At 71.3% G+C, this 12,823-nt stretch carries 9 protein-coding genes; 1 reads left to right on the top strand and 8 read right to left on the bottom strand.

The window, feature by feature from the left end; genetic code table 11:
- Nucleotides 1-13 precede the first annotated feature (13 nt).
- Complete coding sequence (gene recD2 / locus FDO69_RS12510; protein WP_104779850.1) at nt 14-2,293, bottom strand: SF1B family DNA helicase RecD2; 2,280 nt, start codon at nt 2,291-2,293, stop codon at nt 14-16.
- 545 nt (nt 2,294-2,838) lie between these two features.
- Here recD2 and FDO69_RS41135 point away from each other — a divergent pair.
- Entirely contained in the window at nt 2,839-3,009 is a 171-nt protein-coding gene (locus tag FDO69_RS41135) for a hypothetical protein (RefSeq protein WP_159030604.1), read from the top strand.
- Between the two features lie 231 nt (nt 3,010-3,240).
- Here FDO69_RS41135 and FDO69_RS12505 read toward each other — a convergent pair whose 3' ends face one another.
- From FDO69_RS12505 to FDO69_RS12470, 7 genes are all read right to left on the bottom strand, one after another.
- Complete coding sequence (locus tag FDO69_RS12505; protein ID WP_234387914.1) at nt 3,241-3,558, bottom strand: hypothetical protein; 318 nt, start codon at nt 3,556-3,558, stop codon at nt 3,241-3,243.
- A 201-nt stretch (nt 3,559-3,759) separates the two neighbouring features.
- Complete coding sequence (locus tag FDO69_RS12500) at nt 3,760-5,943, bottom strand: bifunctional polysaccharide deacetylase/glycosyltransferase family 2 protein (RefSeq protein WP_104779848.1); 2,184 nt, start codon at nt 5,941-5,943, stop codon at nt 3,760-3,762.
- Nucleotides 5,944-6,913: 970 nt separating this feature from the next.
- The gene (rbsD, locus tag FDO69_RS12490; RefSeq protein WP_104779847.1) at nt 6,914-7,303 is read right to left on the bottom strand and encodes a D-ribose pyranase; all 390 of its coding nucleotides are present in this window, start codon (nt 7,301-7,303) and stop codon (nt 6,914-6,916) included.
- A complete protein-coding gene (locus FDO69_RS12485; RefSeq protein ID WP_104779846.1) occupies nt 7,300-8,202 on the bottom strand; it encodes a ribokinase in 903 nt (300 codons plus the stop codon). Before FDO69_RS12485 ends, rbsD begins: the two co-directional genes overlap by 4 nt.
- A gap of 76 nt (nt 8,203-8,278) precedes the next feature.
- Nucleotides 8,279-10,228: an ABC transporter permease/substrate-binding protein gene (locus FDO69_RS12480; RefSeq protein ID WP_104779845.1), complete on the bottom strand. Its 1,950-nt coding sequence runs from the start codon at nt 10,226-10,228 to the stop codon at nt 8,279-8,281.
- Nucleotides 10,218-11,777: a sugar ABC transporter ATP-binding protein gene (locus FDO69_RS12475; protein ID WP_104779844.1), complete on the bottom strand. Its 1,560-nt coding sequence runs from the start codon at nt 11,775-11,777 to the stop codon at nt 10,218-10,220. Before FDO69_RS12475 ends, FDO69_RS12480 begins: the two co-directional genes overlap by 11 nt.
- Entirely contained in the window at nt 11,774-12,793 is a 1,020-nt protein-coding gene (locus tag FDO69_RS12470) for a LacI family DNA-binding transcriptional regulator (RefSeq protein ID WP_104779843.1), read from the bottom strand. The genes FDO69_RS12475 and FDO69_RS12470 overlap by 4 nt, the downstream gene beginning before the upstream one ends.
- Nucleotides 12,794-12,823: the final 30 nt, after the last annotated feature.

The raw sequence follows: 12,823 nt of genomic DNA, 5'->3' as shown, positions 1-12,823 counted from the left end.
TGTCTTGTGACCTTCACGACTCATTTGATCGATCATTTTTTGCTGGACCGAGCCGGAAGTCGAGTGCCGTGCACCGCCGGCCTGCCGAAACGGTGCGCACCGCCTGGCCGATCGCCTTGCGCGAACCGACGAGGACGACCAGCTGCCTGGCCCGGGTGACCGCCGTGTAGAGCAGATTGCGCTGGAGCATCATCCAGGCGCCCGTGGTGACCGGGATGACGACCGCCGGGTACTCACTGCCCTGGGAGCGGTGGATCGTCACGGCGTACGCGTGGGTCAGCTCGTCGAGCTCGTCGAACTCGTACGGCACCTCCTCGTCCTCGTCGGTGAGCACCGTCAGGCGCTGCTCGACCGGGTCGAGCGAGGTGACCACTCCGACGGTGCCGTTGAAGACGCCGTTCTTGCCCTTCTCGTAATTGTTGCGAATCTGGGTGACCTTGTCGCCGACGCGGAACACCCGTCCGCCGAATCTCTTCTCGGGCAGGTCGGGGCGGCCCGGGGTGACGGCCTGCTGGAGCAGGCCGTTGAGGGTGCCGGCGCCGGCCGGGCCGCGGTGCATGGGGGCGAGGACCTGGACGTCGCGGCGCGGGTCCAGGCCGAACTTGGCCGGGATGCGGCGGGCGGCCACGTCGACGGTGAGCCGGCCGGCCTCCTCGGTGTCGTCCTCGACGAAGAGGAAAAAGTCCTTCATGCCGTCCGTGACCGGGTGTTGGCCGGCGTTGATCCGGTGCGCGTTGGTCACCACACCGGACTGCTGGGCCTGCCGGAACACGCGGGTGAGCCGGACCGCGGGGATCGGGCCGCCGTCGGCCAGGAGGTCCCTCAGGACCTCGCCCGCGCCGACGCTGGGCAGCTGGTCGACGTCACCGACGAACAGCAGATGCGCCCCCGGCGGGACGGCCTTGACGAGCTTGTTGGCCAGGAGCAGGTCCAGCATGGACGCCTCGTCGACCACCACCAGGTCGGCGTCCAGCGGGCGGTCCCGGTCGTAGGCCGCGTCACCGCCGGGCTTGAGCTCCAGCAGGCGGTGGACGGTGGAGGCCTCGGCGCCGGTGAGCTCGGACAGGCGTTTGGCGGCCCGGCCCGTGGGGGCGGCCAGCACGACCTTCGCCTTCCGGGCGCGGGCCAGCTCCACGATCGAGCGGACCGTGAAGGACTTGCCGCAGCCGGGGCCGCCGGTGAGGACGGCGACCTTCTCGGTCAGCGCCAGCCTGACGGCGGCCTCCTGCTCGGGCGCGAGCTCGGTGCCCGTGCGCCCCTTCAGCCAGCCCAGCGCCTTGTCCCACGCCACGGTCCGGAAGCCCGGCATGCGGTCCTCGTCGGTGCGCAGGAGGCGCAGCAGCTGGGCGGAGAGGGAGAGTTCGGCGCGGTGGAACGGGACGAGGTAGATCGCGGTGACGGGCTCGCCGCCGTCCGGGCCCGGCACCTTCTCCCGTACGACGCCCGGGTCCTCGCCGTCCTCCTGCGGCTCGGCCAGCTCGGCCAGGCACTCGATGACCAGGCCCGTGTCGACCTGGAGGAGCTTCACGGCGTCCTTGATCAGCTGCTCCTCCGGGAGGAAGCAGTGGCCCTGGTCGGTGGACTGGGACAGCGCGTACTGCAGGCCCGCCTTGACGCGCTCCGGGCTGTCGTGCGGGATGCCGACCGACTGGGCGATCCTGTCGGCGGTGAGGAAGCCGATGCCCCACACGTCGGAGGCGAGCCGGTACGGCTGGTTCTTCACGACGGAGATGGAGGCGTCGCCGTACTTCTTGTAGATGCGCACCGCGATGGAGGTGGACACCTCGACGGTCTGGAGGAAGAGCATGACCTCCTTGATGGCCTTCTGCTCCTCCCAGGCGTCGGCGATCTTCTTCGTCCGCTTGGGGCCGAGGCCGGGGACCTCGATGAGGCGCTTGGGCTCCTCCTCGATGATCTGGAGGGTGTCCATGCCGAAGTGCTGGGTGATGCGGTCGGCGAAGACCGGGCCGATGCCCTTGACCAGGCCGGAGCCGAGGTAGCGGCGGATGCCCTGGACGGTGGCGGGCAGGACGGTCGTGTAGTTCTCCACGTGGAACTGCTTGCCGTACTGCGGATGGGAGCCCCAGCGGCCCTCCATGCGCAGGGATTCTCCGACCTGCGCGCCGAGCAGGGCACCGACGACCGTGAGCAGGTCCCCGGCGCCTCTTCCGGTGTCGACCCGGGCGACCGTGTAGCCGTTGTCCTCGTTGGCGTACGTGATGCGTTCGAGTACGCCCTCCAGCGTGGCCAGTCGCCGCTCGCCCGCCTGGGCGGCCCCCGCCTGATCGGTCATGATCCGACCGTACCGCCCGGGTACGACACTGTGGCGGGGCCGGACCTCCGGAGCGACCCTTCGCATCAAAGCGACCGATCAGTATGCGGCCGGAGGCTCACCTTTCACGCTGAATCCACAAGAGAGCCGGAAGCTTTACAGTTCAAGCATCCAGGCTGCCCTTTTTGTGATTCCGTCACATGGAAGAATTCAGGGGTCCGTGAAAAAGGGGGCGGACTCGATCCCGGAGCGACCGTGATGCCGATGCGTCCCCCAGGCCCGAGCGCCCCCGGGCGCGCGTACAAGGCGGGCACCCTGCTCGTCGGCCTGTGCGCCGTCAGCACGTTGACCCTGCTCGTGACGGCTCCGATGTCCGGGCACCGCGCGATCGTGGCCCCGGGGGCTTCCGCATCGAACGGGAGCACACCCGGCCCTCCCCCGTCGAATGTGGCGCCGCTGCGGCAATTCCCGCCCCTCCCCGATCCGGGACCGGATTGATTCCGCCTCGGCCGCCCCCTTTTCTCCGGCCCCGAATGACGACGAACGACGAACGACGACGAGGAACGATGTCACCTCAGGCCCAGAGCGTCGCTCTGTGGATCATGTCCCTGGCCATCAACATCACGGCGGCGTGCGCGGGGATCGTCTGGGGCTGGGAAGCCTTCGCGCAGTTCCTGCTGCCCGCGTTCGGGTCGGCGGTGGGGGCGTCGATGGTGAGCTACAGCCTGCGGCGGTGACGACGCTCCCGGCGCGCTTCGGTCGCGTGCGGGTACGGCGTCGCCCGGCGGCTCTCCGCGTTCTACCGCGCCTTCGGCGCCGACCGCGTTCCTCCGCAACTTTCCGCATCGAGAAGGCGGATGCGGAGGCCGGTACAGGAGGGAGCCCAGGGCTCCCTCGCCGTACCCTGAACCGCCGGGGAGGGGCGCCGGGGCGCCCGCACCGCTTCAGCTGCACAGCGCGCCAGCAGGTCAGGGGGCCAAGATGGGCCGCAGAGGGTCTTTGGTCTCTTCCTGCTTGCCCTCCCCCGCACTCTCGTCGCACCGGGTCTCCTGCGTCTGCAGGCCCTGGGGCCCGAACAACACGGTCCAGACGATGCTTTCGAAGCCCTGGCTCTGCACGCGGGTGGTCTGGCACGAAATGATCTGGATTTCGCCGCGCTCGGGCGACGCTGCGGCGTGGGCCGCGACGGGGGCGGCGGAGGTCAGGACCGCCGCGAGGAGGACGACGGTCGCGCCGGCCGTGTGGGCGAGCGAACGGTGCACGGAGTGCAGTCGGGAAGTTTTCATGATCACACCATGAGCGCAAAAACAGCCTGGAGAAAGGCTGACGGCCCCGAGGGCGGGCAACTCAACCCGATCGTGCGATGCGCTGAGGGAGATTGAGCGAGCGGCTGCAAGGAATGGCCTGGTCAGAGCGTGTCGGTGCCCTCGGCGGACCGGGTGAGCCATCCGGCGTAGGGGTCCGGCACCACCCGCCCCGATGCCGGATCACATCCGGCGGGTGGAGGGCTGAGGCGGCAGCATCACGTCGCCGCTGCGGCTGAGCCGCTGCCAGGGCAGTCGGTAGCCGTTGATCGCGGTCAGGCAGGCCTGGACGAGGACCAGGTACATCACCTGGCGGTAGACGATCTGCTGGAGCGGGAGCGCCCAGAGGGGCCGGAGCGGTTCGCCGTCGAGGTGGAAGGCGTACGCGGCGCAGACGGCCTGCACGGCCAGCACGCCGCTCCAGGCCAGCACCGTGGTGAGCGGGTTCCCGAACACCAGGCCGTACAGGGCCAGTATGTCGATCAGCGGGGCGAGCAGCGGGGTGAAGATCTGGAAGACGGCGAGCAAGGGCAGACCGAGACGGCCGAAGCGGCCCGCGGGGCCACGCTCGACCAGTGCGTGCCGGTGCTTCCACGCCGCCTGCATCGTGCCGTAGCTCCACCGGTAGCGCTGGCGCCACAGTTGCCGCAGCGAGATCGGCGCCTCGGTCCAGGCGAGGGCGTCCGGCACGTAGCGGATCTCCCACCCGGCCCGGTGCAGGGCCATGGTGATGTCGGTGTCCTCGGCGAGGGTGTCCGCACTCACCATCCCGGCGTCCCGCAGGGCCTCGACGCGAAACGCGCCCACGGCACCGGGAATGGTGGGCAGGCAGTGCAGCAGGTCGTACATGCGGCGGTCGAGGTTGAAGCCCATGACGTACTCGATGTGCTGCCACCGGCCGAGCAGGCGCCGACGGTTGCCGACCTTGGCGTTGCCCGCCACGGCGCCGACGCGCGGGTCGGCGAACGGCTGGACGAGGCGGCCGACGGTCGAGGGGGCGAAGACGGTGTCGGCGTCCAGCATGACGACGAGATCGTGCGAGGCCCGCAGGACGCCGTTGTTGAGGGCGGACGGTTTGCCGCCGTTGGGCTGCCGGACGACGGTGACGTTCTCCAGGGCGAGGGACTCCGCGAGGTCGGCGGTGCCGTCGTGGGACCCGTCGTCCACGACGATGATCTCGACGGGGTGGTCGCTCGCGGCGAGCGACCGGAGTGTCTTGGTGATGCACAGCTCCTCGTCGTAGGCGGGTACGACGACACTGACAGGCCGGGTGACGGGCCGGTGGGCGCCGGTGTGCCGGCGCCGGTACCGACGGGCGTGGTGGCGGGCCAGCACGAGCAGGAGCAGGCACCGTGCGAGGACGAGCGAGCCGACGACCAGCAGCAGCACGCTGACGGCCGACACCGCCGTCCCCGACACGGTGACAGCGGCCACGAAGATGCGGCCCTGCCACAACTCCACCGTGCCGACGGGGCTGGTGAAACTGTCGGTGCCGACGAGGTCGGCGAGGGTGGTGAAGCGATAGCCCTGGGCCTTCAGCCGGGGGATCAGACGGTCGAGGGCTTCGACGGTCTGTGACCTGTCTCCTCCCGCGTCGTGCAGGAGGACGACCCCGCCGGCCGGCGCGTCGGGCAGGGCCGCGTCGACGATGGCCCGGGCGCCCGGCCGCCGCCAGTCGTCGGTGTCATGGTCGATGAACGCCAGGACGTAACCCTTCTCGCCCAGACGCCGGGAGACGGTCCACGCCCGGTTGTCGAGGGCCGAGGTGGTGGAGGAGTAGGGCATCCGCATCAGCGACGTGTTGACGCCCGCGGCCCCGGCGAGGGCGAGTTGGGTCAGCGCGAGCTCACGGTCGACGCTGCTCGCGGACTGGGTGGCCAGGTCCGGGTGGGAGAAGGTGTGCACCCCGACCTCGTTGCCGGAACGGATCACGCGACGCAGGACTTGCGGGTGCCGGACGGTCTGTTGCCCGGTGACGAAGAAGGTGCCGGGCGTGCCGTAGTGGTCGAGCACCGCCAGTACGCGGGGCGTCCAGGTGGGGTCGGGGCCGTCGTCGAAGGTCAGCACGACGGTCTTGGCCGGTGGGTGGTAGGTCCGCAGGTGGTCGTGGGTGGTGTCGACGACCGGGCCGCCGCCGGCGATCACGCGGGGGACGCCGGTGGTGGGGCGCCCGGCGCGGGCCTCCTGGTCCCCGGTGAAGCCCCGCGTGGTGTACCCCTCGATCAGGAGGACCGAGACGACGAAGGCCAGCAGGACGACGGGAACGGCGATGCGGAACCGGTGCCGCGGCGACAGGGGCGCTCGCGTCCGCCGCGGGCCGGGCGACCTCGGTGGGCGGCCGGGTGACCGGTGAGGGCGCCGTCGCATCAGGAGGCCTCGGCCACCGAGGGCTCGGAGGGCAGGAGGGTGGCCGTGGAACCGGACGGCGCCACGGGGCTGGGGGCCGGCGCCGGCGGCTGGGAGCCGGACGGCGGCGTCTGCGCCGGGGGCTGGGGGGCCGGTGGGGCGGTGGTCGGCGGAGCGGGCGGGGGCGATGCGGGGGTGGTGCCCGTGCCGGGCGCGGGGGTGGTTCCTGTGCCGGGCGCGGGGGCGGTGCCCGTGCCGGGCGTGGGAGTGGGAGCAGCGGGATCACCGGGGGCCGCGGGCTGCCCCGGTGTGGTTGTCGGTGCTTGCGGTTCTGATGTGTCAGGGCGGGCCGGTGAGCCGGTCGATGGGTCCCCGGGCACCCGGGGCGGAGCGACGGGAGCGCCGGATCGGGCGGCTTGCGGAATGAGCAGGGTGCTCGGGGAGCCGGGGCCCACGGGGCCGGACGCGGGAAGCTCTCCGGGTGCCTGGGGCGTCCCGCCGGGTGTGTGGGGGGCCGGTGCGGCGGGCCCGGCGATGTCGCCGGGCAGGATGGCCCCCGGGGCGAAGGGAGTTGCTCCCATCAGGCTCAGGCCGAGAACCGCCATGTACGTGGCCGCGGCGGTGGCCAGTCCGTAGCCGGTGCGCCGCAGATACCGAGCACGCCTGCCTGTGGAGTCGACGAACACAGGGGTGCTCCGCTCGCCCGACGACCCCTGTCCTGTATGCCCCCTATTGGCCCGAAGAAGCACCATGAATTCAGCGTACGCCGCTGCGGCGCGGGAGAGTTGTCCGGGAAACCGGCAAGAATTTCTTACTCCGCCGTGCAACCCTTCCCGCCTCCTGGGGGTCGTACTTGGTGTCAGGACCCTTGGGGGTGGGATCTGGGGGGATCGTGGGGGTTCCTGGCGGGAGGGGAAAAGCCGAGGGGGCCCGGTCGACGGACCGGGCCTCCTCGAAACCGTTCAGAGCCTGCTGCGCCCCTTCGCGGGCGTCAGAAGAAGACCCCGCACCTCAGCAGGACGTTCGCGTATGGCCGTGCCTCGCCCGTGCGGACGACCAGCCGGGCCTCCGCCGACAGCTCCTTGAGCCGTTCGTGCGACACGAGGGCGAGCCCCGGGAAGTGCCCTTCCAGCAGCGACGACGCCTCCGGGTTGGCGTCCCGCAGCTCCTGCGCCGCCGTCGCCCCCTCGACCACCAGCTCGGCCAGCAGCCCGTCCAGCACCTCGGCGAACGACGGCACGCCCGCCCGGAAGGCCAGGTCCACCACCCTCGGGCCGTCGGGGATCGGCATGCCCACGTCGCACACCAGCACCCCGTCGCCGTGGCCGAGCTCGGCCAGCGCTCCGGCGAGGTGACGGTTCAGTATCCCGGCCTTCTTCATGACCCGGCGACCTCCGCCGCCGTCGGGAAGGACGCCTGCGCGCCCTCCTTCGTCACGGTCGCGGCACCCACCCGCACCGCGTACGACGCCGCCTGAGCCAGCGACTCGCCCGCGCCCAGCCGGTAGGCCAGCGCCGCGGTGAAGGAATCGCCCGCCCCTGTCGTGTCCACCGCGTCCACCTTCAGGGCCGGTACCCGCGAGACCCCCTCCGACGACGCCACCAGCGCGCCCTGCCCGCCCAGCGTCACCACCACCGACCTCGGGCCCTTGGCGAGCAGGATCCGCGCCCAGTCCTCGGGGGTGTCCCCCACGGCGGAGTCGCCCAGGATCACCTTGGCCTCGTGCTCGTTCACGATCAGCGGGTCGCAGGCCGCCAGCACCTCCGGAGGAAGGGGGCGCGGCGGCGAGGGGTTCAGCACGAAACGGCTCTCGGGAGCCAGGTTCCGTACGGCCTCCACCACCGTCTCCAGGGGGATCTCCAGCTGCACCGACACCACCTTGGAACCCTGGAAGAGGCACCCGGCGGCCCTGACGTCCTCAGGTGTGAGACGGCCGTTGGCGCCGGGTGAGACGACGATGCTGTTGTCCCCGGACGGGTCGACCGTGATCAGGGCGACGCCGGTCGGCGCGCCGCCCACCAGGACGCCCACCGTGTCGACGCCCGCCTCGCGCTGCGAGTCCAGCAGCAGCCGGCCGTGCGCGTCGTCGCCGACCCGGGCCAGCAGGGCCGTGCGGGCGCCGAGCCGGGCGGCGGCGACGGCCTGGTTCGCGCCCTTGCCGCCCGGGTGGACGGCCAGGTCGGAGCCGAGCACGGTCTCGCCGGCATCGGGCCGGCGCTCCACTCCGATCACCAGGTCGGCGTTGGCCGATCCCACGACCAGGAGGTCGTAGTCGTACATGAGTTGCTCCCCACGTGAGTGACATGGCCGGGTGGTCGCCACACGCTGTGGACCACCGCCCGGCCGTTCCCCGATGTCAGCCGCTGAAGCCGGCCACGTTCTCCTTCGTGACCACCTTCACCGGCACCTTGACCGTCTCCTCGACGTCCTTGCCCTGGAGTGCCTTCAAGGCGTTGTCCACGGCGATCTTCCCCAGGTGGGACGGCTGCTGCGCCACGGACGCGTACAGCGTGCCGCCCTCGACGGCCTTCAGTCCGTCCGGCGTGCCGTCGAAGCCGACGACCGAGACCGACGTGCCGGCCTTGGAGCCCAGGGCCTTGATCGCGCCGAGCGCCATCTCGTCGTTGGCGGCGATGACGCCCTGGACGTCCGGGTGGGCCTGGAGCAGGTTCGACATCACGTCGAGGCCCTTGGTGCGGTCGAAGTCGGCGGGCTGCTGGGCGACGACCTGGATGCCCGGGTAGGCCTTGAGGCCGTTCGCGAAGCCCTGCGCGCGCTCCCGGGCCGCGGAGGTGCCCGCCTGACCCTGGAGGATCACGATCTTGCCCTTGCCGCCCAGCTTGTCGGCGATGGTCTTGGCGGCGAGTTCACCGCCGGCGACGTTGTCGGAGGCGACCAGGGTGTCCACCGCGGCCTTGTTGACGGTCCGGTCGACGGCGATGACCGGGATGTCGGCCTTGTCCGCGGCCTTCACGGAGTTGCTCGCCGCGTCGGAGTCCACCGGGTTGACGATGATCGCGCCCAGGTTCGAACTCGTGAAGTTCTGCAACTGGTTGGCCTGCTGGGAGGCGTCGTTCTGGGCGTCCGTGACGGTCAGGTCGATGCCCAGCTTCTTCGCCTCGGCCTGGGCGCCCGCCCGGATCTGCACGAAGAACGGGTTGTTGAGGGTCGACAGCGACAGGCCCATGGTCGGCTTGTCCGCGGAGGCGGAGCCGTTGTGCAGGAAGGAGGTGGCGCCGACGATCGCGACGGTGACCACGGCCGCGAGTCCGTACGTCGCCGCCTGCTTGCCCTTGCCCCCTTGGGAGGCACCGGCCACCGGGGTCGCCCCCGCCTTGCGCCGCAGCGTGTCGAACAGCACCGCGAGCGCGATGACGACGCCGATGACGACCTGCTGCCAGAACGCCGAGACGTTCAGCAGGTTCAGCCCGTTGCGCAGCACGGCCAGGATCAGGGCGCCGATGAGCGTGCCGGAGGCCTTGCCCGTGCCGCCCGCGAGGGAGGCGCCGCCGATGACGACGGCGGCGATCGCGTCCAGCTCGTAGCCGTCGGCGGCCTGGGGCTGCGCGGAGGAGAGCCGGGCCGCGAGGACGACACCGGCGACGGCGGCGAACACGCCGGAGAAGGCGTAGATGGCGAGCTTCTGCTTCTTCACGCGCAGGCCGGACAGCCGCGCGGCCTCCTCGTTGCCGCCGATCGCGTACATGGAGCGCCCGATGTAGGTCCGGCCGAGTACGAAGGCCGCGATCAGGCCCATGACGATCATCACCAGGACCGGCACCGGCAGCCAGCCGCCGAGGGTGTCGCCGAGGTGGGAGACCGAGTCGGGGAGGGCGATCGGGGAGCCCTCGGAGATGACGAGGGACAGGCCGCGGGCCACGGACAGCATGGCCAGCGTGGCGATGAACGGCGGCAGCTTGCCGTAGGAGATCAGGATGCCGTTGACCAGGCCGCAGACGATGCCCGTCGCTATGGCCAGGAGAACGGCGAGGAAGACCGGGACGCCCGCCGAGGTGGCGCTCCAGGCGAGGACCGTGGCGGACAGCGCGGCGACCGAGCCGACCGACAGGTCGATGCCCGCGGAGACGATCACGAACGTCACACCGAAGGCGAGGATGGCCGTCACGGCCGCCTGCACGCCGACGTTGAGGAGGTTGTCCGTCGTCAGGAAGTCGCCGGACAGCGCCGACATCGCGATGACGAGGACGATGAGCGCGGTCAGTGCCCCGTTGTCGAGCAGGAGGCGGCGCAGGCCCCCCGAGGCGCCACCCGCGCCCGTCGTGCTCTTGAGCGTGTCAGTGGCCACGGGAGGCCTCCGTTCCGGTCGTGATCGTGTTCGTGGTCGTGCTCGTTGTGGTGCTCGTCGTCGGGGTGCTGACGGCGAGGGCCATCACGGCGTCCTGGGTCGCCTCGTCGGCGGAGAGTTCACCGGCGATCCGGCCCTGGGCCATCACCAGCACCCGGTCGCTCATGCCGAGCACTTCGGGAAGGTCGCTGGAGATCATCAGGACGGCCGCACCGGCTGCGGTGAGTTCGTTGATCAGCTGGTAGATCTCGACCTTGGCGCCGACGTCGATGCCACGCGTCGGCTCGTCGAGGATCAGCACCTTGGTGTCGGCGAGCAGCCACTTGCCGATGACGACCTTCTGCTGGTTGCCGCCGGAGAGCGTGCGCACGTGCTGGCCGAGTCCGGCCATCCGCACGCCGAGCTGCTTCGCGATCCGCTCGGCGGCCGCACGCTGCCCCTTGAGGTCGACGAGCCCGCCGCGGGTGGCCGACCGCAGCGTCACCAGGCCCAGGTTCTCCTCGACGGAGGCGTCCAGCACCAGGCCCTGACCCTTGCGGTCCTCGGGGACGAGTCCGATGCCGGCGGTCATGGCCGCGTTGACGTCGTACTTGGCGATCGGAGCGCCGGAGACCTTCACGGTGCCGCGGTCGTACGCGTCGGCCCCGAAGACCGCCCGCACGACCTCGGTACGGCCCGCACCGACCAGCCCCGCGATGCCGACGACCTCACCGGCGTGCACCTCGAAGCCGACGTCGTGGAAGACGCCGTCCCGGGTGAGTCCCTCGACGGACAGCAGCGCGGCACCCCGGTCGGCCCGCTCGCGCGGGTACTGCTGCTCGATGGAGCGCCCGACCATGAGCCGCACGAGCTCGTCCTCGGGCGTCGACGCGGGCACCTGCCCGACGCTCTTCCCGTCCCGGATGACCGTCACCCGGTCACCGAGCGCGGCGATCTCCTCCAGGTGGTGCGTGATGAAGACGATCCCGACGCCGTCCTCGCGCAGCGCGCGCACGATTCCGAAGAGCTTGTCGACCTCCTCGGAGGTGAGCACGGCGGTCGGCTCGTCCATGATGAGCACGCGCGCGTCCAGGCTGAGCGCCTTGGCGATCTCGACCATCTGCAGGCGCGCGATGCCGAGTTCACGGACCCGCGCGCGGGGCGACACGTCCACGCCGACCCGCTTCAGCAGGCCCTCGGCGTCGGCCTCCATCCTCTTCCGGTCGATCATCCCGAACCGGCGCGGCTGGCGGCCCAGGAAGATGTTCTCGGCGACCGTCAGATCCGGGACCAGGTTGAACTCCTGGTAGATGGTGGCGATCCCGAGCCGCTCGGAGTCCTGCGCACCCTGGATGCGCCTCTCCTCACCGCCGACCAGGATCCGCCCGGCGTCGGGCGTGTAGGCGCCGGAGAGCATCTTGATGAGGGTGCTCTTGCCGGCACCGTTCTCACCGAGCAGGACGTGCACCTCGCCCCGGCGCAGATCGAAGTCGACGCCGTCCAGCGCGACCACGCCCGGGAAGGTCTTCCGTATGCCCTCGATGCGCAGCAACTCGTCCGCGTTGCTCACGTCGTGCTCCTTTGCACTGGGGTGGGGTTCTCGCCGCACGAGCGGCGTACGACGAGCCGGGCGGGGAGGGTCACGGACTCGCCGGGACGTCCCTCGATCCGGTCGACCAGGGCCCGTACGGCGGCCCGGCCCAGCTCGCCCGTGGGCTGGGCGATCGCGGTGATCGGCGGATCGGTGTGCACGAACCACCGGACGTCGTCGAACGCGGCCAGCGCGAGGTCGTCCGGTACGCGCAGGCCACGCGCCCGTACGGCGTCCAGCGCGCCGAGCGCCATCAGGTTGTCGGCCGCGAAGACGACCTGGGGCGGTTCGGCCAGGTCGAGGAAGCCCTCGGTGACCAGCCGGCCGCTCTCGGCCTGGAAGTCGCCCTGCCCTATGTAGGCGTCGGGCAGTTCGAGCCCGTACGCGCCGAGCGCCTCCCGGAAGGCCTCGACGCGCTCCTGGCCGGTCGTGGTCGCCGCCGGTCCCGCGATGATCGCCAGTCGCCGGTGCCCGAGCCCGTGCAGATGCGCCACGAGGTCCCGCACGGCGGCCCGGCCGTCCGCCCGCACCACCGGCACGTCCACGCCCGGGATCCACCGGTCCACGAAGACCATGGGCGTCCCGGCCCGTACGGCGTCCAGCATCAGCGGCGAGCCGCCGTCCGTGGGGGAGACGAGCAGTCCGTCGATGCGGCGGTCCAGGAGGTTCCGCACGTGGTGGTCCTGGAGGTCCGGCCGCTCGTCGGCGTTGCCGATGATGACGCTGTAGCCGAGCGCGCGGGCCTCCTCCTCGACGGAGCGGGCCAGCTCGGTGAAGTAGGGGTTCATCACGTCGCTGATGACCAGGCCCAGGGTGTGGGTCTGGTCGGTGCGCAGAGAGCGGGCGACGGCGTTCGGGCGGTAGCCCAGGGTCTCGACGGCGGCCAGCACGCGGGCGCGTGCCTCGGCGCTGACCGACGGGTGGTCGTTCAGGACGCGCGAGACCGTGGCGACGGATACGCCGGCCTCGGCAGCGACGTCCTTGATGCTGGCCACCGCCGCTCCACCTCCTTGTGGATCAGTCGT

It is taken from the genome of Streptomyces tibetensis (genome assembly GCF_007655005.1).
GTDB lineage: Bacteria > Actinomycetota > Actinomycetes > Streptomycetales > Streptomycetaceae > Streptomyces > Streptomyces tibetensis.
This window is presented reverse-complemented; position numbering and strand designations above follow the sequence as displayed.